General features: G+C 57.0%; 22 protein-coding genes. 9 read left to right on the top strand and 13 right to left on the bottom strand.

Annotated elements, in window-relative coordinates:
* Positions 1-21: 21 nt before the first annotated feature.
* From ispC to rpsB, 7 genes are all read right to left on the bottom strand, one after another.
* Positions 22-1,215, bottom strand: coding sequence for a 1-deoxy-D-xylulose-5-phosphate reductoisomerase (gene ispC, locus AC1P02_RS10975; protein WP_485185386.1), 1,194 nt, complete (start codon positions 1,213-1,215; stop codon positions 22-24).
* A gap of 67 nt (positions 1,216-1,282) precedes the next feature.
* Positions 1,283-2,140, bottom strand: coding sequence for a phosphatidate cytidylyltransferase (locus AC1P02_RS10970; protein ID WP_096118000.1), 858 nt, complete (start codon positions 2,138-2,140; stop codon positions 1,283-1,285).
* A 26-nt stretch (positions 2,141-2,166) separates the two neighbouring features.
* On the bottom strand, positions 2,167-2,943 hold the full coding sequence (gene uppS / locus AC1P02_RS10965) for a polyprenyl diphosphate synthase (RefSeq protein WP_005312081.1): 777 nt from the start codon (positions 2,941-2,943) through the stop codon (positions 2,167-2,169).
* Between the two features lie 72 nt (positions 2,944-3,015).
* Positions 3,016-3,573, bottom strand: a complete 558-nt coding sequence (frr, locus tag AC1P02_RS10960) for a ribosome recycling factor (protein WP_005312078.1) — start codon at positions 3,571-3,573, stop codon at positions 3,016-3,018.
* Positions 3,574-3,630: 57 nt separating this feature from the next.
* Positions 3,631-4,365, bottom strand: a complete 735-nt coding sequence (gene pyrH / locus AC1P02_RS10955; RefSeq protein ID WP_005312076.1) for a UMP kinase — start codon at positions 4,363-4,365, stop codon at positions 3,631-3,633.
* A 71-nt stretch (positions 4,366-4,436) separates the two neighbouring features.
* Complete coding sequence (tsf, locus tag AC1P02_RS10950) at positions 4,437-5,318, bottom strand: translation elongation factor Ts (protein WP_005312074.1); 882 nt, start codon at positions 5,316-5,318, stop codon at positions 4,437-4,439.
* Positions 5,319-5,422: 104 nt separating this feature from the next.
* Positions 5,423-6,151 carry a 30S ribosomal protein S2 gene (gene rpsB, locus AC1P02_RS10945; RefSeq protein ID WP_005312073.1) on the bottom strand — a complete coding sequence of 243 codons (729 nt, stop codon included), beginning with the start codon at positions 6,149-6,151 and terminating at the stop codon, positions 5,423-5,425.
* Between the two features lie 362 nt (positions 6,152-6,513).
* Here rpsB and map point away from each other — a divergent pair, with 362 nt between their 5' ends.
* The 4 genes from map (at position 6,514) to AC1P02_RS10925 (ending at position 11,554) form a co-directional block, all read left to right on the top strand.
* The gene (map, locus tag AC1P02_RS10940) at positions 6,514-7,302 is read left to right on the top strand and encodes a type I methionyl aminopeptidase (protein ID WP_005312070.1); all 789 of its coding nucleotides are present in this window, start codon (positions 6,514-6,516) and stop codon (positions 7,300-7,302) included.
* 89 nt (positions 7,303-7,391) lie between these two features.
* On the top strand, positions 7,392-10,079 hold the full coding sequence (gene glnD / locus AC1P02_RS10935; protein WP_485185385.1) for a bifunctional uridylyltransferase/uridylyl-removing protein GlnD: 2,688 nt from the start codon (positions 7,392-7,394) through the stop codon (positions 10,077-10,079).
* Between the two features lie 135 nt (positions 10,080-10,214).
* A complete protein-coding gene (gene dapD / locus AC1P02_RS10930; RefSeq protein WP_005312067.1) occupies positions 10,215-11,042 on the top strand; it encodes a 2,3,4,5-tetrahydropyridine-2,6-dicarboxylate N-succinyltransferase in 828 nt (275 codons plus the stop codon).
* Between the two features lie 128 nt (positions 11,043-11,170).
* Positions 11,171-11,554: a DUF3461 family protein gene (locus AC1P02_RS10925; RefSeq protein WP_485185384.1), complete on the top strand. Its 384-nt coding sequence runs from the start codon at positions 11,171-11,173 to the stop codon at positions 11,552-11,554.
* Positions 11,555-11,811: 257 nt separating this feature from the next.
* On the opposite strand, the gene ptsG is transcribed toward AC1P02_RS10925, so the two are convergent.
* The 6 genes from ptsG to AC1P02_RS10895 form a co-directional block, all read right to left on the bottom strand.
* A complete protein-coding gene (gene ptsG, locus AC1P02_RS10920) occupies positions 11,812-13,242 on the bottom strand; it encodes a PTS glucose transporter subunit IIBC (protein WP_005312062.1) in 1,431 nt (476 codons plus the stop codon).
* A gap of 433 nt (positions 13,243-13,675) precedes the next feature.
* Positions 13,676-14,641 carry a MalM family protein gene (locus AC1P02_RS10915; RefSeq protein WP_059167936.1) on the bottom strand — a complete coding sequence of 322 codons (966 nt, stop codon included), beginning with the start codon at positions 14,639-14,641 and terminating at the stop codon, positions 13,676-13,678.
* A gap of 91 nt (positions 14,642-14,732) precedes the next feature.
* Positions 14,733-16,049, bottom strand: a complete 1,317-nt coding sequence (locus AC1P02_RS10910; protein WP_282684564.1) for a maltoporin — start codon at positions 16,047-16,049, stop codon at positions 14,733-14,735.
* Positions 16,050-16,573: 524 nt separating this feature from the next.
* Positions 16,574-17,014, bottom strand: coding sequence for a flavodoxin (locus AC1P02_RS10905; protein WP_096118006.1), 441 nt, complete (start codon positions 17,012-17,014; stop codon positions 16,574-16,576).
* Positions 17,015-17,104: 90 nt separating this feature from the next.
* Positions 17,105-17,845, bottom strand: coding sequence for a tRNA pseudouridine(65) synthase TruC (gene truC, locus AC1P02_RS10900; RefSeq protein ID WP_005312035.1), 741 nt, complete (start codon positions 17,843-17,845; stop codon positions 17,105-17,107).
* Positions 17,846-17,900: 55 nt separating this feature from the next.
* Positions 17,901-18,236 (bottom strand): YqcC family protein, encoded by a 336-nt coding sequence (locus AC1P02_RS10895; protein WP_005312033.1) that lies wholly within the window; start codon positions 18,234-18,236, stop codon positions 17,901-17,903.
* Positions 18,237-18,821: 585 nt separating this feature from the next.
* Between AC1P02_RS10895 and AC1P02_RS10890 the strand changes: the two genes are divergently transcribed.
* The 5 genes from AC1P02_RS10890 to AC1P02_RS10870 all read left to right on the top strand — a co-directional run bounded on the left by AC1P02_RS10890 (position 18,822) and on the right by AC1P02_RS10870 (position 21,779).
* The gene (locus tag AC1P02_RS10890; RefSeq protein ID WP_059167939.1) at positions 18,822-19,850 is read left to right on the top strand and encodes a DUF3549 family protein; all 1,029 of its coding nucleotides are present in this window, start codon (positions 18,822-18,824) and stop codon (positions 19,848-19,850) included.
* Positions 19,851-19,922: 72 nt separating this feature from the next.
* Positions 19,923-20,222 carry a DUF3301 domain-containing protein gene (locus AC1P02_RS10885; protein ID WP_005312029.1) on the top strand — a complete coding sequence of 100 codons (300 nt, stop codon included), beginning with the start codon at positions 19,923-19,925 and terminating at the stop codon, positions 20,220-20,222.
* Between the two features lie 125 nt (positions 20,223-20,347).
* Positions 20,348-20,584, top strand: coding sequence for a DUF2789 domain-containing protein (locus AC1P02_RS10880; protein WP_005312027.1), 237 nt, complete (start codon positions 20,348-20,350; stop codon positions 20,582-20,584).
* A gap of 97 nt (positions 20,585-20,681) precedes the next feature.
* A complete protein-coding gene (locus tag AC1P02_RS10875; protein WP_219615278.1) occupies positions 20,682-20,987 on the top strand; it encodes a hypothetical protein in 306 nt (101 codons plus the stop codon).
* 6 nt (positions 20,988-20,993) lie between these two features.
* Positions 20,994-21,779, top strand: a complete 786-nt coding sequence (locus AC1P02_RS10870; RefSeq protein ID WP_485185383.1) for a Zn-ribbon-containing protein — start codon at positions 20,994-20,996, stop codon at positions 21,777-21,779.
* Positions 21,780-21,850: the final 71 nt, after the last annotated feature.

Genomic DNA, 21,850 nt, shown 5'->3' with positions numbered 1-21,850 from the left:
AATGCCACGAAATACCACTCATTAGCTAAGCTCCTCAATCAAATTGTGAGCACGGGCACGGGCCGCACCATCCAGCGCAATCAAATCATCCAGCGAACCCACAGGGGAACTCCCCAGCGCCAGCATGGTGGCCTCATTGACTCTGGCAATATCCATAAAACCGATCCGCTCTGCAAGGAAAGCCGCAACGGCCTCTTCATTGGCGGCATTGAGCGCCGTGGTCGCCGCCTGCCCTTGCTGACAGGCACTCATGGCCAGTGCCAGACAGGGATAACGCTCATAATCGGGCCGGATAAAACTGAACTCTCCGACACTGAAGAAATCCAAAGGTTCCACTCCGGACTCAACTCGAGCCGGATAAGCCAGGGCATGCGCTATGGGGGTACACATGTCCGGATTGCCAAGCTGGGCCATCACGGAGCCATCCTTGTACTGCACCATGGAGTGGATCACTGACTGGGGATGGATCACCACCTGGATCTGCTCGGGCGCGGCGTTGAACAGCCAGCGCGCCTCTATGTACTCCAGCCCCTTGTTGATCATGGTGGCGGAGTCGACCGAGATCTTGGCCCCCATGGACCAGTTCGGGTGGGCGATGGCCTGGGCCGGCGTGACCTGTGCCAGCGCATTGATGTCGGTATAACGAAACGGACCGCCTGAGCCGGTCAGCAGTATCCTGCTGATGCCCGCCCCCGCCAGATCGCAGTAGCCGGGCTGGCGCTGAATGGCTTCGGGCAGGCACTGAAAAATCGCATTGTGTTCGCTGTCGATGGGCAGCAGCTCGGCGCCATGCTCGCGCACCGCCTCCATGAAGAAGGCCCCGGACATCACCAGCGCCTCCTTGTTGGCCAGCAGGATCCGCTTGCCGGCACGCACTGCGGCCATGGTCGGTGCCAGACCCGCCGCACCGACGATGGCCGCCATCACGCTGTGTGCATCGGGGTGAGCCGCCACCTCGCACAGGGCAGCCTGACCAGACAGCACCCGTGTCGCGCTACCGTGGGTCTTGAGCTGGCCCGCCAGTGCGGTCGCGGCAGACTCATCCACCATGACGGCGAAACGGGGGGAAAACTCGAGACAGTCCCGCACCATGGCATCCACGCTGCGAGCGGCGGTGAGCGCCAGTACTTGCCAGCGCCCGGGATTGCGGCGCAGCACCTTGAGGGTGCTCTGCCCGATGGAGCCGGAAGCCCCCAGGATCACCAGGTTATGCATCAGAACTCCTGCTTGAGTAACAAACCAATGGAGCCGGAAGCGCTCAAAACCATCAGCAAGATGTGCATCAGAACTCCTGACTGAGTAACAGATAACTGAGCAGGAAGACTGGCAGGGCCGCGGTCAGGCTGTCGATCCGGTCGAGGATACCACCATGACCGGGCAATAGAGTGCCAGAATCCTTGATGCCTGCCTCCCGCTTGAACATGCTCTCGGTGAGATCGCCGAGCACGGAAGCCAGCACGGCCAGCAAGGAGCAGAACAGCACTATCGCCATCTTGACCGGCACGAAGCCCATGAACCAGGTCACACCGACCGCCAGCAGGCTGGCGGTAAAGAGACCACCGCACATGCCTTCGATGGTTTTACCCGGGCTGACGGCCGGCGCCAGCTTGTGTTTGCCAAAGGCCTTGCCGAAAAAATACGCGCCAGAATCTGCCGCCCAGACCAGCCCCATGACGAACAACAGGATCCAGGCCCCCATCATGGGGTCGTGATAGAAGTTGTAACCACGAATGGCCACCAGAGACCAGAAGAAGGGCACCAGGGTCACCAGACCAAACAAGGATTTGAGCCAGATGGACTCTTTCCACAGCCTGGCGCTCCGGGGATAGCGCAATACCAGCAGCAGCCCCAGCAGCCACCAGCTGACGGCGGTCCAGAGCACGCCCATCACCAGCGGATGCAGATGGGGAGTCCAGAGCTGATCGACCGGCAGCCAGAACAGGCTGGCACCGAGCAACAGACAGAACACCAGCGGCAACCATTGCTGCGGCTGGGCAGAGACGAAGCCACTCCACTCGCGGCTGGCCAACAGAAACACCAGAGCTGCCAACAGGGCAAAGAATTTCAACGGCAGGAAAAATAGCGCTCCCAATACCAGGGGAACAAGCAGTAATGCGGTAATAATTCGTTGTTTTAGCAAAAGAAACCTCTCTCTTGGGAGGGGATTTAGCCGGTCTGATGCTCGGCGATCAATTCCCGTATCTGTTCACCCGTACACCCGAAGCGACGCTCGCGGGCAACGAAAGAGGCAACGGCCTCACTGAACTCGGCCTCGTTGAAATCGGGCCACAATACCGGGGTAAAATAGAGCTCGGCATAGGCGAGCTGCCATAACACAAAATTGCTGATGCGATGATCGCCGCCGGTCCGGATCAGCAGATCCACAGGTGGTAAATCAGCCATGCAGACCTGCTCGGCCAGCAGGGACTCATCGATGGCATCGGCATCCAGCTCGCCTGCCGCCACGGCTCGGGCCAGTTTACGGGCCGCCTGGGCGATATCCCACTGACCACCGTAATTGGCAGCAATGTTGAGGGTCAGCCCCTTGTTGTCTGCAGTCAAAGCCTCGGCCTTGGCGATCCTGGCCTGCAAGCGCTCGCTGAAACGGGCGGTATCGCCGATCACCTTGAGCCGGATCCCGTTGCTGTGCAGTTGCTTGACCTCACGGCCCAGCACTGTCATGAAGAGTTCCATCAGGGCACTGACCTCCCCTTCCGGACGCCGCCAGTTCTCACTGGAGAACGCAAACAGGGTCAACGCCTCTATCTTGGCGCGCGCGGCAAACGTCACCGCCTCACGAACAGACTTCACGCCCGCCTTGTGGCCATAGACCCGCATCTTGCCACGGTTCTGAGCCCAGCGCCCATTGCCATCCATGATGATGGCCACATGACGAGGCAAGGACGAATTGGCACAATCACCTAACGCTGCCAAAAGCGACATTCATTTCTCCCACAAAGACAAAAGCGCCGTGCAGGGGCACTACACGGCGCTCGTAATATACCTGTCAGAGGCTTAGATTTCCATTAGCTCCTTTTCCTTCGCGGCCAGGGCGTCATCCACCAGCTTGATGAAGGAATCGGTGAGTTTCTGGATCTCTTCCTGGGCACGACGGTCATCGTCTTCGGAGATCTCTTTGTCTTTGAGCAGTGCTTTCAGATCGGCGTTGGCATCGCGACGGATGTTGCGCACGGCCACACGGGCACCTTCCGCTTCAGCACGGACGATCTTGGTCAGATCGCGGCGACGCTCTTCGGTCAGCGGCGGCAGGGGCACACGCAGGGTCTGACCGTTGCTGGACGGATTCAGGCCCAGATCGGAGGTCAGGATGGCCTTTTCTACCGCCTGGATCATTGAACGGTCAAAAATGGAGATGGACAGGGTGCGGGCATCTTCTGCCACCACGTTGGCCAACTGTTTCAGAGGAGTGGCAGCACCGTAATACTCAACCTGGATACCGTCGAGCAGGCTCGGGTGAGCACGGCCGGTACGGATCTTGGACATCTGGGTCTTGAGCGACTCTACGCTCTTGGCCATACGGTCCTTGGCGTCGTTTTTAATCTCGTTGATCACAGTGGTTTTCCTTTTGGCGAACGAGCCATCACGCGGCTCGTGTCTATCATATTTATCTTATTTGCCGATGTGGTGGATCAGCGTGCCTTCCGGCTCACCCATGATAACCCGACGCAATGCACCCGGTTTGTTCATGTTGAACACGCGGATCGGCAGATCGTGGTCACGGGCCAGAGTAAAGGCTGCAAGATCCATCACCTTGAGCTCTTTTTCAAGCACTTCGTTGTAGCTGAGCTCATGATACAGCACGGCGTCCGGATTCTTAACCGGATCCTCGTTGAATACGCCATCGACCTTGGTCGCCTTGAGCACAACATCGGCTTCGATCTCGATGCCACGCAGGCAGGCTGCAGAATCGGTGGTAAAGAATGGGTTGCCGGTACCGGCAGAGAAAATCACCACTTTGCCGGCGCGCAGCTGGCTGATGGCCTCGGCCCAGCTGTAGGAATCGCAGACACCCTGCAGGGAGATGGCAGACATCAGACGGGCATTCACATAAGCACGATGCAGGGCATCACGCATGGCCAGACCGTTCATCACGGTGGCCAACATACCCATGTGGTCGCCCACCACGCGGTTCATGCCCGCTTTGGCAAGACCGGCACCACGGAACAAGTTGCCGCCACCGATGACCAGACCGACTTGAACACCCAACTCAACCAGTTCCTTGATCTCTTGGGCCATCCGCTCCAGCACAGCTGGATCAATGCCAAAACCCTCGGATCCTTGCAGGGCTTCACCACTCAACTTCAGAAGAACACGTCTGTATGCAGGCTTGGGATTGGTACTCATGTCACTGATTCCTGGTCATATAAAGACCGCGACATAAGTCGCGGTCTGGGGAAACGGAAAAACCGGTTCGATTAGGCCTTCTGAGCGGCCGCGATTTGGGCTGCTACTTCAGCAGCGAAATCGGTCTCTTGCTTCTCGATGCCTTCGCCCACTTCGAAACGGGTGAAGGAGACAACGTCAGCGCCTTCTTTCTTCAGCAGCTCGGCAACGGTCATGGAAGGATCCTTCACGAACGGCTGACCAGTCAGGGAAACCTCACCGGTGAACTTCTTCATGCGGCCTTCAACCATCTTCTCGGCGATGTCTTTCGGCTTGCCGGAGTTGATGGCGATGTCGATCTGAATTTCGCGCTCTTTGGCAACGACTTCAGCAGACACGTCTTCAGGCTTGACGAACTGCGGGCTGTTGGCAGCAACGTGCATGGCCAGATCTTTGGCCAGCTCGGCAGTACCACCGGTCAGCTTGGTGATAACACCAATGCGGGAACCGTGAACGTAGGTGCCCAGGTTGTCACCTTCAACCAGCATCACGCGACGCAGGTTCATGTTCTCACCGATCTTGGCGATCAGGTTGGTGATGGTCAGTTCGACGGACTCACCGTTACCGAAGTCAGCCGCTTTCAGTGCGTCAACGTCAGCAATTTTCTGGGTCGCAGCGATATCGGCGATCTTCTGGCCCATTGCCATGAAGCTGGCATCTTTGGCGACGAAGTCGGTTTCGCTGTTCAGCTCGATCATGACGGCAACGTTGCCTTCGGTACGAGCAAAGATCACGCCTTCAGCAGCGATACGGCCTGCTTTCTTGGCGGCCTTGGCCTGACCGGATTTGCGCATGTTCTCGATTGCCAGCTCGATATCACCAGCGGCTTCTTCCAGCGCTTTTTTGCAATCCATCATGCCAGCGGCGGTGCGCTCGCGCAGTTCTTTTACCAGGGCGGCAGTAACGTTAGCCATGTCCAGTATCCTCGGTCTTGAATTGACAAGAAACAGGGGCCACAAGGGCCCCTGCTAACCAATTACATCAGCTTGGTTAATAAGGGCTTTACAGTCCTTATCAATTACTCAGCTTCAACGAAGCCATCTTGTTCAGCTTGAACAACGATGTCCTGAGCGCGAGCTTCCAGTACGGTGTCAGCAGCAGCATTCAGGTACAGCTGTACGGCACGGATAGCATCGTCGTTACCCGGGATGACGTAATCAACGCCGTCCGGGTTGGAGTTGGTATCAACGATGGAAACTACCGGGATACCCAGGTTGTTGGCTTCTTTGATAGCAATGTGCTCGTGGTCGGCATCGACAACGAACAGCACGTCAGGCAGGCCGCCCATGTTCTTGATACCACCCAGGCTCTTCTCGAGCTTGTCCATTTCGCGAGTACGCATCAGCGCCTCTTTCTTGGTCAGCTTTTCGAAGGTACCGTCCTGGCTCTGGGTTTCCAGATCTTTCAGACGCTTGATGGACTGACGAACGGTTTTCCAGTTGGTCAGCATGCCACCCAACCAGCGGTGGTTGACATAGAACTGGTCACAACGACCGGCGGCATCTTTTACGGCTTCAGACGCGGCACGCTTGGTACCTACGAACAGTACCTTGCCTTTCTTGGCAGCTACGGAGCTGATGAAGTTCATGGCATCGTCAAACATCGGAACGGTTTTTTCCAAGTTGATGATGTGAACCTTGCTGCGGGCACCGAAGATGTAGGACTTCATTTTCGGGTTCCAGTAACGAGTCTGGTGACCGAAGTGAACGCCAGCTTGCAGCATGTCGCGCATAGAAACTTTAGCCATTATATACCTCTGTATTGGGGTTAGGCCTCCACACATCCCATGTAACCGACCCCAAAGGGGCACCCCGGTACAGGTGTCGATGTGTGTGTGTTATTGATTAAGGGTGATGAAATGTGGACGCAAGTTCCCCATTCCGGCGCGCTTTATACCATACCTTTGCTCAGGACACCACCGACCACAGTGCTAAAAATGGATCCCTGCGCGCAATGCTGACCAGAGGATTTGACGTTGTGATGACAATCACACTGGAAGTAAACGGGGGTTGGGGATAAAATTTTGGCCTGATTGCAAACGCATCTATTTTTCATTACCTGATTGTTGGGCATCGACAGGATGCGCAGTCAGGCCCCAAGAGAGATCCCATGTCCATTAAAATCAAGACACCGGAAGAGATTGAAAAGATGCGCGTTGCCGGCCAGCTGGCCGCCGATGTGCTGATCATGATAGCCCCCCACGTCAAGGCAGGCGTCACCACCGATGAGCTGAACACCCTGTGCCACGACTATATTGTCGACGTGCAGCAGGCTATTCCGGCTCCGCTCAACTACCACGGCTTCCCCAAGTCCATCTGCACCTCGGTGAACGACGTGATTTGCCATGGCATCCCCAACCACAAGAAATTGCGCGAAGGGGACATCATCAACCTGGACATCACAGTCATCAAGGATGGCTACCACGGCGATACCTCCGCCATGTTCATCGTGGGTGAGACCACACCGCTGCGTCGCCAGCTGTGCAAGGTCGCCCAGGAGAGCCTCTACGCTGCCATCAAACAGGTGCGCCCCGGCATGTGCATCACAGAAATAGGCGCCCTGATCCAGCCCATCGTCGAGAAGGCCGGTTTCTCCGTGGTGCGTGACTACTGTGGTCACGGCATCGGCAGCGAATTCCACGAGGAGCCGCAAATCCTGCACTACCGCAATGGCGGCAAGCAGGAGCTCAAACCGGGCATGTGCTTCACCATAGAGCCCATGGTCAACAGCAAGAAATATCACTGCCGCATCAACCCGAAAGATGGCTGGACAGTGACCACCAAGGATGGCGGCGATTCCGCCCAGTGGGAACACACCCTGCTGGTAACCGACGATGGCTGCGAGGTGCTTACCCTGCGCCCCGATGACACTATCGACCGCTATATCAAACACGGTTAACATCAAAAACCCCGGCGCCGAAGCGAGAAGGCACCGGGGTTTGTTTTTATCAGCCGCTGTGTATGCGTGCGACAAGAGCGTGAGATGCCATGGATGCCAGCCTGCTTTCCCCCCATCTGTTACCCGACGATCAGCTCACCCGCGAGAACTGCAAAGAATATCTGGGCCGCTTTCTCGGCTGGTTGCACGCCCGTTTCGATGCCGGCGACAACATCATAGAGCTGGTTGCGACCCGTTCCGAATACATGGATGCGCTGCTGACCCGACTGTGGCAAAAATTTGGCTTCGACAAGACAGATCTCAGCCTGATAGCCGTCGGCGGCTATGGCCGTGGCGAGTTGCATCCCCACTCCGACATAGACCTGCTGATCCTCTATGAAGGGGAGGAGCTGGACGAGGTACTGGGACTGCGCATCGGTGAATTCATTACCCTGCTGTGGGATCTCAAGCTGGAGGTGGGTCAGGCGGTACGCAACGTGGCCGAGTGCATCGAGCAAGGCCGCGCCGACATCACGGTCGCCACCAACCTCATAGAGGCTCGTTTCATCACAGGCCGCAAAGCCGGTTTCGAGCAGCTCACCCTGGCCACGCGTCCCGAGCGCTTCTGGCCGAGCGAACAGTTCTTTCAGGCCAAGCGCGAAGAGCAGGCCCTGCGCCACCAGCAATTTCTTGGCACTGCCTACAAGCTGGAGCCCGACCTCAAGAGCAACCCTGGCGGACTGAGAGACATTCAAACCCTGGCCTGGGTCGCCCGCCGCCACTTCGGCGCCACCACCCTGTTCGAGATGACCAGCCACGGCTTTCTCAACCGGGCGGAGTACCGTGAACTGCTCGATTGTCAGAACTTCCTGTGGAAGGTGCGCTTCGCCCTGCACATGGCCATCAACAAGGGTGACAACCGGCTGCTGTTCGACCGCCAGCGTACCGTGGCCCAGATGCTGGGGTTCGAGGGGGAAGGCAACAGCCCGGTCGAGCAGATGATGAAGCGCTTCTACCAGACGGTGCGGCGAGTCTCCGAGCTCAACGAGATGCTGCTGCAGCTGTTTGACGAGGCGATCCTCGGCAACACCGCCATGGACGTGCGCCGTCTCTGCGACGAGTTCCAGCTGCGTGGCCGCCTCATCGATGCGGTGGACTCAGAGCTGTTTGGCCGTGAGCCCGCTGCCATACTGCGGCTCTTCTACCAGATCGCCCAGCATCCCGAGATTGCCGGCATTCACTCCGCCACCTTGCGCCAGCTGCGCGAGGCGAGGCGCAAACTCAATTGCTGGCTGCAGGATTTGCCCGATTGCCGCCGCCTATTCATGGCGCTGCTGCGCCACCCCAACGGCATCGGCCAGCCCCTCACCCTGATGCACAAATACGGCATACTGGCGGCCTACCTGCCCCAGTGGAACCTCATCGTCGGCCAGATGCAGTTCGACATGTTCCACGCCTATACGGTCGATGAGCACACCCACAGGCTACTCAAGAACATTCACCAGTTTCCCAATCCGGCCAGCCGCCAGACCCACCCGCTCTGCCACGAGGTGTTTACCCGGCTGCGCAAGCCGGAACTGCTCAGCATAGCGGCCCTGTTCCACGACATCGCCAAGGGGCGCCGCGGGGATCACTCAGAGCTAGGCGCCGTGGACGCGCTGGAGTTCTGCCAGCTGCATGGCCTGGATCGCTACGAGAGCCGACTGGTGGCCTGGCTGGTGCGCCACCATCTGCTGATGTCGGTCACAGCCCAGCGCCGCGACATCTACGACCCGGATGTGGTCACCGACTTCGCCCAGAAGGTGCGCGACGAGCAGCACCTCGACCTTATCTATTGCCTGACGGTGGCCGATATCTGCGCCACCAACGACACCCTCTGGAACGACTGGAAAGGCACCCTGCTGCGCGAACTCTATTTCGCCACCCAGAAAGCCCTGCGTCAGGGGCTGGAAAACCCGCCCGACATGCGACTGCGCATTCGTGAGAACCAGCGCCAGGCCAAGCAAATTCTGGCCCAGCGGGACGTGCAGGAAGAGGCCATCAACCAACTGTGGAGCGACTTCAAGGCCGACTACTTCCTGCGCCACACCCCTGAGCAGATCGCCTGGCATTGCCGCAAGATCATCGAGCACGGCGACAATCCGGCGCCGCTGGTGATCATCGGCAAGCACCCGACCCGGGGTGGCAGCGAGGTCTTTATCTACTGCCGCGACACACCGAATCTGTTTGCCACCGTGGCCTCAGCACTGGATCAGAAAAACCTCAATATCCACGATGCCCAGATCATGAATTCCCGCAGCGACTATGTGCTGGATACCTTCGTGGTGCTGGAGCCCAGCGGCGAGCCCATCAGCCCCAACCGCACCACCACCATCAGAAAGGCGCTGGAGAAAGCACTGCAGGAACCGGGCAAGCTGGTGCTGCGCAACAAGCCGCTGTCGCGGCGCCACCGTCAGTTCAGCGTGCCGACCCGGGTAGTGTTTCTGCCCCACAAGGGCGAAACCCGTCACACACTGCTGGAGCTGACGGCACTGGATACCCCTGGCCTGCTGGCTCGTATCGGCGCCGTGTTCCAGCAGTGTGGCCTCTCCTTGCACGCGGCCAAGATCACCACCATAGGCGAGCGAGTGGAGGACTTTTTCAGCCTCACTACACTGGCGGGGGAGCCGCTGAATCAGGCCGAACAACTGGCGCTGGAGGATCGACTGGTGAGCCAGCTCAACCCGCAGGAATCGGCGGATGAAGCCCCTGACGGCGAGCCGTTGACAGGCCTCACAAGGCGCCTTTCTTCATCCTGATTCTTCAAGTAGAACAAGTGGTTGGGCCAACTTAGTATAATAAATCGCCATTCTCCTGAAGAAATCGGCTTGAGCCCTTAAAAACAATTGGAAAAGTGTGATACAACAAACCGAATTTTTTAAAGGAAACCTGTCATGACCGAGTTGCAACAGATCATCGAAGCGGCCTTCGAGCGCCGTGATTCCATCACTCCCGGCTCCGTCGATGCCGCCACCAAGTCCGCCATCCTGCAGACCATAGACCTGCTGGACGCCGGCAAGGCCCGTGTCGCCGAGAAGATTGCCGGCGAGTGGGTGGTACACCAGTGGTTGAAGAAGGCGGTGCTGCTCTACTTCCGCATCAATGACAACGGCATCATCAAGGGCGACGATGCCCAGTACTACGACAAGGTTCCTCTCAAGTTCTCCGACTACACCGCCGAGCAGTTCAAGGAAGCGGGGGTGCGTGTGGTGCCGCCTGCGACGGCTCGCAAAGGCTCCTTCATCGCTCCCAATACAGTGCTGATGCCTTCCTACGTCAACATAGGCGCCTTCGTCGATGAAGGCACCATGGTCGATACATGGGCCACAGTGGGCTCCTGCGCCCAGATCGGCAAGAACGTGCACCTCTCAGGCGGCGTCGGCATCGGCGGCGTGCTGGAGCCGTTGCAGGCCAACCCGACCATCATCGAAGACAACTGCTTCATCGGTGCCCGCTCCGAAGTGGTTGAAGGGGTTATCGTCGAGGAAGGTTCCGTCATCTCCATGGGCGTCTTCATCGGCCAGTCCACCCGCATCTATGATCGCGAAACCGGCGAAATTCACTACGGCCGCGTGCCGGCGGGTTCAGTGGTCGTTTCTGGCTCCCTGCCCTCCAAGTGTGGCAAGTACAGTCTCTACGCCGCCGTCATCGTCAAGAAAGTAGATGCCAAGACCCGTGCAAAGGTCGGCATCAACGCCCTGCTGCGTTCCATTGACGAGTAATGCCTCTCACCATTGAGAACAAGGGCGCCTGATGGCGCCCTTTTGATTTTGGCGCCCCTGTCACAGGCAAGCCACATCGACTCGGTTAAGATAGATTGGTCAGGATCGTTTCAAACCGAGGAAGCCCGATGTACGAGAATCTGAAGAGCCTGGGGATCCAGGAACCCACCTCAGTGGACAGCTATACCCTGCGCCAGGAAGCCAATCACGACATCCTCAAGATCTACTTCAAGAAGCAGAAGGGCGAGTTCTTCGCTAAGAGTGTCAAATTCAAATACCCTCGCCAGCGCAAGACCATGCTGGTCGACTCGGGTACTCATGAGTACAAGGATGTCACCGAGATCAACGCCAATCTCAAGTACGTGGTAGATGAGCTGGACAACCTGACTCAGGGCGTACATATCCAGGCAGACCCGGATATCAAACAGAAGATACTGCGTGACCTGCACCATCTGGAAAAAGTGGTGCAGAACAAGATCAGCGAAATAGAGCGGGATCTGGAAAAACTGTAAGCCAGCACCAGCAACAACAAGGGCGCCCATCTGGCGCCCTTGTTGTTTGGCTTGAATGCGACACAATTGGCTCATGACGCTGGTATCAGGTGTTGGCACCTCACGCCTGCGCACTGCTCCCTTGAGGCACTTTTCGATACAGCAAGCCAAGATACCTGAATATTCCTTATCCAGGCTCTTTACCAGATCAAAAAACAGCCAGCAAAAAGGGAGGCTTTCGCCTCCCTTTTCGGAACTCTGAAATCCAGGCAACAGGATTAGTTGCTCTTCATCCAGATATCCATGTCGGTTTTCAGGTTGTCGGACTTGGTACCGAAGATGGCTTGAACACCGGAGCCAGAGACTACCACACCGGCAGCACCCAGTTTCTTCAGACCAGCCTGGTCAACCTTGGCCACATCCTTCACGCCAACACGCAGGCGGGTGATGCAGGCATCCAGAGAGGCAATGTTCTCTTTACCACCGAAGGCAGTCACCAGAGCTTCAGACATGCCGTCCTTGCTTTGGCTGACAGTCTCTTCAGCTGTCTCGTCTTCACGACCCGGGGTTTTCAGGTTCATGGCACGGATAACGAAGCTGAAGACCACGTAGTAGATACCAGCGTAAACCAGACCCAGACCTACCAGCAGCAGCATGTTGTCGGCACGGGGTGATTGAACCACGAAGTCGATGAAGCCGTTGGAGAAGGTATGGCCATGTACAACGCCCAGCATGTTGGTCAGCACATAAGCCAGACCAGCCAGTACGGCGTGGATGGCGTACAGTACCGGAGCGATGAACAGGAAGGAGAATTCAATCGGTTCGGTGATACCGGTCAGGAAAGAGGTCAGGGCAGCGGAGGCCATGATACCAACAATCTTGGCGCGGTTTTCCGGCTTGGCAGCGTGGGCAATGGCAAACGCAGCAGCAGGCAGACCGAACATCTTGAACAGGTAACCACCAGCCAGCTGACCGAAGCCGTTACCGGCAGCGCGGGAAGCGTCGTCAGCAGTCAGGAAGCAGGTCATGATACCGTGGACAGTTTCACCGGCACCGTTGACACAGGTACCCGCCTGATAGAAGAAAGGCACGTTCCAGATGTGGTGCAGACCAAACGGGATCAGGGAGCGCTCAACCACACCGTAGATACCGAAGGCCAGTACCGGGTTCTGGTTGGCAGCCCAGTCAGAGAAGGCACCGATGGCAGAGCCAACTGGCGGCCAAATCACGGACAGGATCACACCCAGACCGATGGAAACGAAACCTGTGATGATGGGCACAGCACGTTTGCCAGCGAAGAAGCCCAAGTACTCAGGCAGCTGGATCTTGTAGAAACGGTTGAACGCCCAGGCGGCGACACCACCGGCGAGGATACCGCCCAGAACACCCGTGTCGATCTTGTCAACACCCATCACTGGCGCCATGACTGACAGGGTGGCGGTCATGATGCCGTAGCCAACGATGGCTGACAGACCGGATACACCGTCGTTATTGGTAAAGCCGAGGGCAACACCCACCGCGAACAACAGGGCCATCTGGCCAAATACCGAGCCACCGGCCTGTTCCATCAAATGGGAAACAATTTCTGGCAACCAGCTGAAGTTTGCAGCACCGACACCAAGCAGGATACCTGCGACTGGCAATACGGAGACGGGCAACATCAGCGATTTACCAACCTTTTGCAGATTAGAAAACGCATTTTTCATCATGTGTGTATGCTCCTGAATGGATTGTCTTCCCGTAAACGGTTCAGTCCAATTGATAGACGATCACCAGCATCATCTTTCATTGGCGTGAATTCGATTGGGGTTGTTTATTTTGACCCGCTGAATATAACCCAGCAGATCGGAAATTTCTTCCATCAGGCACAAGGGAATAAAAATTTTGGAGGGGAGATCACAAGATAATTTCGGGGGGAATTACAGATTAATCAGGAATATATTTCGGCATTTTCATTGTATGCCACAAATATGAAAAGTGCTGTTTCGCATTGTATTTTAACCAATCAAATCGATACACAAAGAAACGCATTGTAACCCAATGTAACCATTTGCTGTTTTTTCTATTTTAGTCTACCGATTAAAAAGGCCTCCAACAAGGGAGGCCTCAAATAAATATTACAATTTAAAGGCTAGAAAATATTCAGCCTTTTTGCGAACGTTTGACCGCATCAATAAAAATGGATTTAGCCTTGGTTGAACCGGCACGCTCGGCCTCACTGACCAGTTGCATGGCCTTGTCGATATCACCGGCTTTCACCGCTTTCTCAATCTGGGACTGATAGAAGGCTTCGGTCTCGGTCAACATGGCGGGCACGGGTTTGGCAGCAACCGCAGTTGCCGTCACCGCACTGGCAGCCACTGCTGCAGTTGCTGGCGCGGCCTGGCTCATCGCAACCTTGTCTGCGTACTCGGGTTTGAACACAGCCTCAAGGCCCTGCCCCTTGGCCATATCGACCACCTCGATCTGTACCAGCCCCCATGGTGAATGCGGGATCACGGGATCCGGCACTGCTGGCTCAACCGTTTGGTTGGCACGGGCGAAGGCTTTGGCCGGGTGCAATATGGTGGTACTGCCCGCCAGCTCGCTGGCCGGGGCATAGACAATCATATAGGTTTCGGCAGCCGGGTTGCCCGGCATGCTGCGATCGACAAAGATATTGCCTTCAATCCGATCGTTATTCAGCAGGTGGGCTGGCTGGTAGCTGAACACTGACTCACCCAGCACCCGTGTCACCTTGAACTGGGCATCCAGCATAATCACTTGCGGCACCAGTACCGTCTTGCTTACCTGAGATGCGACCTTGATGGCCAGGTTGCCTGTGTTGGCTGGCAGGCGATAAGCCGCAAAGTAGCTCATCCCCTCGTCAAACTGAAAACTGGGTTGCTTGCCGTCGAGGGCCAGCAGGGTATCGCCTTCCGGCAAGGCCACATAATTGAAGTCGTTGAAAGCATTGCAGCAACTGGTCGCCTGTGAGAGTGCCTGCTTGGCCTGTTCGGCATTGCTCAGAATGGATGCGTGATCCTGCATGGGGACCACCATGCTACCGGAACAACCGGCCAACAGCGCAGTAACCACGGCTGCGATAGACATCTTTACCAATTTCATTCTTCTTATCTCCATAACCCGGTTGCCGTTACCCGGCGAAACAAAACTGCCCCCATACGGGGGCAGTGACTAACTTAACTGAAAGAGGTGCTTACCACCAAGCTTCCGCTTGAACACCAACTTGGTAGGTGTCTTTGGAGGTGCCGCTTTCGAAGACTTTCTGATCTTCGTCGTTGGCCAGGTAGGAGGCGAACACACGGATTTCAGGACGAGCCCAGAAGCTGGAGCCGGCAGACCAGGCTTGAGCCAGGGTCAGCTTGTAACCAGAGTCATCAACGGAAGTACCGTTGGTGGACTTGTTCTTGTCCTTGAAGTAGCCGCCTTCGAAGATGGTCTTGTTGAAGTCATCCCACTTGTACATGGGGCGAACAACGGCTGACATGGCTTCCCACTTGTCGTTGCCATCCCACATATCGTTGCCTACACCGTAGACCAGCTGGTGACCCATCTCGAAGTTGTTGCCCATCGGGACAACACCCCAGTTGATGATACGATAACCATCAGCACCGTCTTTGGCTTCGGCACCGTACCAGGAGCCGTCGCCGTAGAAGGCCATGGTCTTGGAATAACCTTCGGTACCGTATTGCAGCACTGTCTTGTTAAAGCCACCCAGAATGCCGGCGGTCAGTTCGGCAGTCAGCATGACGCCGTCTTTCATGTTGTTGTTTTTCAGCGGTTTCTGAGCTTCGGTCTCGTTAACCAGCGCATAGTCTACGCCCAGTTCCAGAGAGGCTTCGCTCCACAGCGGGATACCGGCATAACGCAGGTCCAGTGTGTTGACGTTCAGGTCTTCATTCTTTTGATAAACCGGGTTGGCGACAGTACCAGTGTTGGTGTACTGACCGAACACATCGGCCGCGCTGCGGTCGTTGCGAACCCAGGCGAAGGAGATCTTGCCAGGACCGGCCTGGATGCCTTCGATACCGGCACCGGCACCGGAGATGTTCCAGTAGTAGAAGTCAGAGATATGGACATCGTGACGTTGGTAGTAACGCTTACCGGCCCACAGGGTGGCTTCCGGCGCGAAGCCCAGCAGACCTTTGGCCTGTACGTTGAACTGGCGCAGGGCGAAATCGGAGTCGCCATTGCACTGTTTGGCATCGAAGTTACAAACGGTACCGGTACCTTCCCAGTCGTTTGAACCGTTGGATGCCATGGCAAACATGGAGTCAACGTAGAAAGTCTTGCCATCCTTGTTGAATACTTCCTGACCCAGCTGAACTTCGCCATAGGTATCATTTTCGTTACCCAGACGGCCAACTTTGTTCACGTTGTATTTAACCATGTCTCCGTCACCGGAAACGCCTACACCTGAACGGAAGTAGCCGTGGAAATCAACGGCGAAGGCGGCTTGGGAAGCCAGGGCTGCGGTTACTGCTGCAGCGATCGGGAGCCACTTTGCTTTCATTTTCATTTTCCTTATTCCCGCTGAGAGGAGTGTGATCCTGATATTCAAGTTCTTATCACCTAGAAAAACGTTTCGGTGATAACCGGGATGGATTATAGGTAGCCAATTTCGAGACAAACATGAGCTGATTCACAAAATGGCGACAAATCGCCCACCACCACCGACAAGGGGGTTAAATGAAGATTAAAGACCGTAAATTAGCAATACATCACCCTTAAAACATAAAAAATTGCTCAAACAAAATATTGAAAACGCTACCAGCAATTAATTCGCTTCGAGCATTAAGGTGAAAAGTGTCAATTCAATGACAAAAACATGACTGAAATCGCTTTCAATGCGGAACTTTTAATTTTCCTGCATGTCGGTCAGGACTGGAATAAAAGCTCAAATACATGATTGGGTGACAGGAAAATAATCGGAGGAATAGTGGGAAATAGACTCAACTGACAGGCATGAAACGCAGAAATAAACATCCCCGTGGTCGAACCCATCGGGGATGAATAAAAAATGACGAGGGAATGGCCCTAGAGTTTATTCTCCCAGCCGGTGAGCCAGGCCAATGCCACCTTTTCCGGTTCATCATCGACGGCGGCATCTATCTCGAGGCGGGGTAATAGTGCACTCGCCCCCAATTCCTGCAACAAGCCGTCGAGCTGACGACCGGCACCGCAAAAGTGTTCGTAGCTGCTGTCCCCCATGGCGATAAGGGCATAACGCCAGCCTTTCATATAGGGAGCCCGATCCGCCAGAGCGGCGGCCAAGGGTTGCAGGTTGGGCGGAATATCGCCCTGCCCCGTGGTGGCGGTGATCAGCAGCAGGAAGCGGGAGGCATCTATGTCTTCCAGCACGGCCTCATCGAAAATCTGACATACATGTCCGACTTGCTGCAGATGTTCAGCCAGCGTCTCGGCCACCAGCATGGCTGAGCCATAGACGGTTCCCACTACAAGATCTATCTGAGCCATAACGGATTCCTTTGACGAGTATGGCTTCACAGCATGCCACAGCGCCGTCAAAGGCAACACCCTGTCAGGATGAGGGAATAGAGGGGATGATCAGTAGTCACTTTCACTGCCAGGCCAGCCCAGCTCGGCGAACAGCTGCAATAGATCAAGGCCCAGCGGCGCCTGGATCCGCATCGGGACCTTGAGGATCGGGTGCTCGAAGCTGAGAGTACGAGCTACCAGCAGCAGGCGTTCGCAGCCGAAGTGTTCACGAAAGAAGCGATTGTGGCGACCATCACCATGAGTGGTATCGCCCACTATTGGGTGGAAAAGATGTTCCATATGGCGGCGCAACTGATGCTTGCGACCGGTTTTCGGGAACAACTTGACCAGACTATAGCGACTGGTGGGGTGCTTCTTGGAAACCGCATGAGGCAGTTCGACCTGATGCAGGCAACGAAATGCCGTTACCGCCTCCTGGGCTGGGCGATCAGGATTGCTCATGGCATCGGCGATCTTGTCCAGCTGCTCCTTGAGGGGGTAGTCGATCACTCCCTGCTCCGGGGCCCAGCCCCGCACCAGCGCCAGATACTCCTTGTGTACCTGCCGGGCGGCAAAGGCCTCTGTCAGGATACGGGCGACGGCAGGATCCAGAGCAAACAGCAGCACGCCCGAGGTGGGGCGGTCGAGACGATGCACGGGGTAGACATGACGCCCCCCGATCAGATCCCGGGTCATCTGCATGGCGAACCGGGTCTCGGCCTTGTCGAGCCAGCTGCGGTGCACCAGCAGACCGGAGGGTTTGTTGACCGCTACCAACCAATCATCCTGATAGAGCAGAGTCAGTTTCATTGCATCACCACGTCGTCACCCGGCTGCGTTTTTCTCTGAAAGCGCAAGGTCAGACTCATTTTTCCACCACTTTACCGGTCAGCAGCAGATCGAAGCGACCGATGAGACGCAACAGGCTCGCCATCTCGGCCAGCTCGTTCTTGTAGACCTCACTCGCCATGGGATAGAGGGAGACGCTGGTAGGCAAGGGGGCTTGCAGCATGACAAGCTGCTCCATGCGTGGGATCAGCACGAATTGCAGCCACTGATCGAAGCTCAGGGTATCGACACAGAACGGCAGCTCGCTCGCCAGAGCCTCTTTGCCAGGATGCTCGTCTTGCCAGCGCCCCAGGCGCTGCAACTCGGCAGTGAGTTCACCCAGCAGGCCGGCTACCAGCAGATATTGATTCATCTCGTTCTCTTCCTCTTACTGCGATACCGGCCTGACGCTCATCTGCATGGCAGATAACGGCTGGCCGGGTTCCTCAAAAAAGGGCGCTACTATACACCGTCCCCCTCCCCCTCTGCCATGTTCCATTGGCAAGCAAGACTCAGCATCCCCCACTGGCTATCTGATGCAATCGCTTTATACAGATTGACCCGCAGCGCCCTGATGCGTCTTTTTCAGCTCGTAACAGGGTGGCCTTGGAGCCCCCACTGGCTATCTGATGCAACCGCTTGATACAGATTGACCCGCTGCCCCCCTGATGTATCTTTTTCAGCTCGTGACAGGGTGGCCTTGGTGCCCCCACTGGCTATCTGATACAACCGCTTGATACAGATTGACCCGCAGCGCCCCTGATGCGTCTTTTTCAACTCGTGACAGGGTGGCCTTGGTGCCCCCATTGGCTATCTGATGCAACAGCTTTATACAAATTGACCCGCAACGCCCTGATGCGTCTTTTTCAGCTCGTGACAGGATGGCCTTGGTGCCCCACTGGCTATCTGATACAACCGCTTTATAATCGGCCCGCATCACTCTTAGCCGGATCACATCATGTCTACCATCAATACGCTGACCGAGTTTCTGACCCAGGCCGATACCCAGTTTCAACTGTTTGACATGGGTCGCCAGGTGCGGCCGCTGGCAAGCGACGCCTTCGAACGCATAGAGCAGCAGCAAGAGCCCTATCCCTGGCCACTGCAGCAGCACGCCTGGCTCGGCGTTCATTTCTTCCAGCCGGCAGAATCCCGACACTATCTCTGGTTCCTCAAGTTTGCACTCGATGAGCGTGGCCTGCTCATCGGCAGCGGCCCCAAGCTCTTTATGGATCAAGTGGTCGAGACCCTCGGCTACAAGCTGACCGGCGATCTGGATGAAGAGAAGGCCCAACGACTGGCCGACAATCCCTATACTTTCCGTCCTGCCGAAGCCAAGATGGCCAGCCTGCATGCCAAGCTGGCTCGCCAGCTGGAACAGGCTCCTTCCGCCTACTATGAGGGCCTGTGCCACTATCTGGCTGCGCCGGGTGACGAGGGCTGGCAGGCGTTGGGACTGCAAGGTTTTGCCGACATGGCGGAGCGGCTGCAGGACGAACGCAATCTGGCGCTGGTGTGCAAGGCCCTGCCGAAGCTACCCCAGGCCCCGCTCTACGCCCTGTGTCAGAGCCTGGAAAATGTCCCGCTGCCGCCGGCCGTGCAAGGTGCCCTGTTCGAGCGGATCGGCAAGGAACAGGAAACTGCCGAGCCCAATGCCGAAACCCTGGCCTACCTGTGTCGGGCGCTGGCTTCCTGCAACGGCAATGCGATGCGCACCAACAAGCTGCTGACCCTGCTGCAAACCCAGCCAAGTCCGGCCTTGTTGCTCGCCATCGCAGGGCGCCTCTGGCCCGACCTCAAAGAGCCAAGCCTGCTCAGCCTGTTCCTGGAACAGTTGGCGCTGCAGCCGACCCAGTTCTTCAATCAGGTGTTTGCCGAACTGGTGACCCTGCCGGCCCTGCGCAATGATATGCTGGCAAGATTGCGTGATCCTGAGCGCAGCAATGCACTCGGTCAGGCTATCGGACGTCTGTTTGCCTCGGCGTAACGGTTAATGGAATAACGGCCAGGTGGGCTGCCGCCTGGCAAAGACAACTCCAGATCACACAAGGAGCCCTTGATGGGTGAAATGCTCGGTATCTTGCTGCTTATCCTAGTCGGGGGCGCCTTCTGGCATCAGCGCCGCCAAGCGGAGCTCGCCTGGCAATACATGCGCCGCTACTGCCAGCATCACGATCTGCAACTGCTGTCTCTGGCACGCAGCCACCGCGCGCTGGCACACAGGCCGCTGCGACTCTTGACCTATTACGAGTTTGAATTTTCCAGCGATGGCGAGAGCCATTATCAGGGACAGTTGCGCATGCAGGGACTGCATATAGTCGGCGTCGACCTGCCGCCCCATCGCATCCCCGCCCAATAAGGCCCCCGGTAGCCAGATACGAGGCCAGAGCGGCCCTATCCCCCCGGACGCATGCCATCCCAGTAAACAAGACGCGGCGGATCACAACCTATAATGTTCAGGGATGTCCCCCGGGAGAGATCAAGATGGAATTGTTGACCCACGACCTGCCTGCCCTGTTCGCCCAGCTGGGCCTGCCCAATGACGAGCTGAGCCTGCACCGCTTCATCCACGAACACAAACTGGACAATCAGACCCTGCTGCCCGAAGCCAGCTTCTGGACCCCATCCCAGGCTGGCTTCCTGCGCGATGCCCTCTGGAATGACTCGGACTGGTCGGAAACCATAGACCAGCTGGATGTGCTGCTGCGCCAGACCGACTGATCCCTTCTTTTACCACCCGCTTTCCAGAGGAGAGCGGTTTGGTTAAGCTCTGTGCCCCGTCAAGCCCGTATCACAGCCCTACTGCGCAGGAGCCCCCATGTCCGCCCAAGAGATCATTCGCATCGCCAACGAACTGGCCGCCAAGGGGATCACCCCCTCCACTGCCATGGTCAAGGCCCGCCTCAGTCAGCCCGTTCCCATGGCCGAACTGCTCAAGGTGTTGAGCCAGTGGAAGCAGCAGCCCCAACCCACAGAACCGGCCCCGGCGAGCACGCCAGCCGCTGCCGATACCGGCACGCAGGCCGATGCCGTCAACCTGCAACAGTTGAGCGAGCAGCTCAACCGGCTCGAGCAGAAAGTCGATCGCCTGACCACCCTGCTGCTCCAACGCCAACCAGACTGAGCCCCCATGTATATTCTCGAACTCTGCTTTGAGTGCTATCGCGATACCTCCCTCGGTGAGGCCGAACGGGCCATCGTCAACTACCTGGACATGCTGCGCTATCAGGGCCAGATCCTGGGACGGGAGTTTCCCACCAGCATGCATGAAGGGCAGTTCATCAGCCGGGTGGTCTGCCCCGAACAGGACAGCCTGCATCCGGACAACCAGAGTGAACAGGTCAAGCTGGCTGAACAGCAGCTCAATCAGGCGGGTCTGCTCGCACCCAAGCTCCAGCTGCAAGGGATGGATTTGCTCTCCGACAGCACAGACCCTTGCGGCCACACAGACGAGCGGCCGAGCTGGATGCTGCTCTACACCAGTTTCCTGCACACCTGCTCGCCGCTGCGCTGCGGTGACCACTTCGCTCCCATACCGCTCTACCGGCTGCCTGCCGTCGCCAACGGCGATCACAAGCAGATCACCAAGTGGCAGGAGGATTGGGAGGCGTGCGATCAGCTGCAGATGAACGGTTCCATCGCCGAACACGCGGCACTGCACGAGATAGGCGAAGTGGGCAGCCGCCTCCATCGGCGCGGCAACGATCTGATCAAGCGGCTGGAGGCCCTGAGCGGCATTCCCACTTACTACTACCTCTACCGGGTCGGCGGGCTGAGCGCAGCCGAAGAGAGAAACCGCCCCTGTCCGGGCTGCGGCGGTGAGTGGGCACTGACAGCGCCGCTGCACGATATCTTCGACTTCAAGTGCGATCCCTGCCGGCTGATCTCCAACCTCTCCTGGGACTTCAAGGATTGAGCCTCCTCCCTTGAGATGGCACAACCTTGTGTCCAGATAGCAGAAGGGCCTTGCCGGATGGCAAGGCCCTT

Source organism: Aeromonas sp. TS_SC_11, from assembly GCF_057318915.1.
The sequence above is the reverse complement of the archived record's forward strand: the minus strand, read 5'-3'. Positions and strand labels throughout refer to the sequence as shown.

What these genes read in the sequence shown, in the direction of transcription:
- ispC (WP_485185386.1), bottom strand. Translation starts at nt 1,215, where the DNA reads ATGCATAACCTGGTGATCCTGGGGGCTTCCGGCTCCATCGGGCAGAGC.
- uppS (WP_005312081.1), bottom strand. Translation starts at nt 2,943, where the DNA reads ATGTCGCTTTTGGCAGCGTTAGGTGATTGTGCCAATTCGTCCTTGCCT.
- pyrH (WP_005312076.1), bottom strand. Translation starts at nt 4,365, where the DNA reads ATGAGTACCAATCCCAAGCCTGCATACAGACGTGTTCTTCTGAAGTTG.
- tsf (WP_005312074.1), bottom strand. Translation starts at nt 5,318, where the DNA reads ATGGCTAACGTTACTGCCGCCCTGGTAAAAGAACTGCGCGAGCGCACC.
- rpsB (WP_005312073.1), bottom strand. Translation starts at nt 6,151, where the DNA reads ATGGCTAAAGTTTCTATGCGCGACATGCTGCAAGCTGGCGTTCACTTC.
- map (WP_005312070.1), top strand. Translation starts at nt 6,514, where the DNA reads ATGTCCATTAAAATCAAGACACCGGAAGAGATTGAAAAGATGCGCGTT.
- glnD (WP_485185385.1), top strand. Translation starts at nt 7,392, where the DNA reads ATGGATGCCAGCCTGCTTTCCCCCCATCTGTTACCCGACGATCAGCTC.
- dapD (WP_005312067.1), top strand. Translation starts at nt 10,215, where the DNA reads ATGACCGAGTTGCAACAGATCATCGAAGCGGCCTTCGAGCGCCGTGAT.
- AC1P02_RS10925 (WP_485185384.1), top strand. Translation starts at nt 11,171, where the DNA reads ATGTACGAGAATCTGAAGAGCCTGGGGATCCAGGAACCCACCTCAGTG.
- ptsG (WP_005312062.1), bottom strand. Translation starts at nt 13,242, where the DNA reads ATGATGAAAAATGCGTTTTCTAATCTGCAAAAGGTTGGTAAATCGCTG.
- AC1P02_RS10915 (WP_059167936.1), bottom strand. Translation starts at nt 14,641, where the DNA reads ATGAAATTGGTAAAGATGTCTATCGCAGCCGTGGTTACTGCGCTGTTG.
- AC1P02_RS10910 (WP_282684564.1), bottom strand. Translation starts at nt 16,049, where the DNA reads ATGAAAGCAAAGTGGCTCCCGATCGCTGCAGCAGTAACCGCAGCCCTG.
- AC1P02_RS10905 (WP_096118006.1), bottom strand. Translation starts at nt 17,014, where the DNA reads ATGGCTCAGATAGATCTTGTAGTGGGAACCGTCTATGGCTCAGCCATG.
- truC (WP_005312035.1), bottom strand. Translation starts at nt 17,845, where the DNA reads ATGAAACTGACTCTGCTCTATCAGGATGATTGGTTGGTAGCGGTCAAC.
- AC1P02_RS10895 (WP_005312033.1), bottom strand. Translation starts at nt 18,236, where the DNA reads ATGAATCAATATCTGCTGGTAGCCGGCCTGCTGGGTGAACTCACTGCC.
- AC1P02_RS10890 (WP_059167939.1), top strand. Translation starts at nt 18,822, where the DNA reads ATGTCTACCATCAATACGCTGACCGAGTTTCTGACCCAGGCCGATACC.
- AC1P02_RS10885 (WP_005312029.1), top strand. Translation starts at nt 19,923, where the DNA reads ATGGGTGAAATGCTCGGTATCTTGCTGCTTATCCTAGTCGGGGGCGCC.
- AC1P02_RS10880 (WP_005312027.1), top strand. Translation starts at nt 20,348, where the DNA reads ATGGAATTGTTGACCCACGACCTGCCTGCCCTGTTCGCCCAGCTGGGC.
- AC1P02_RS10875 (WP_219615278.1), top strand. Translation starts at nt 20,682, where the DNA reads ATGTCCGCCCAAGAGATCATTCGCATCGCCAACGAACTGGCCGCCAAG.
- AC1P02_RS10870 (WP_485185383.1), top strand. Translation starts at nt 20,994, where the DNA reads ATGTATATTCTCGAACTCTGCTTTGAGTGCTATCGCGATACCTCCCTC.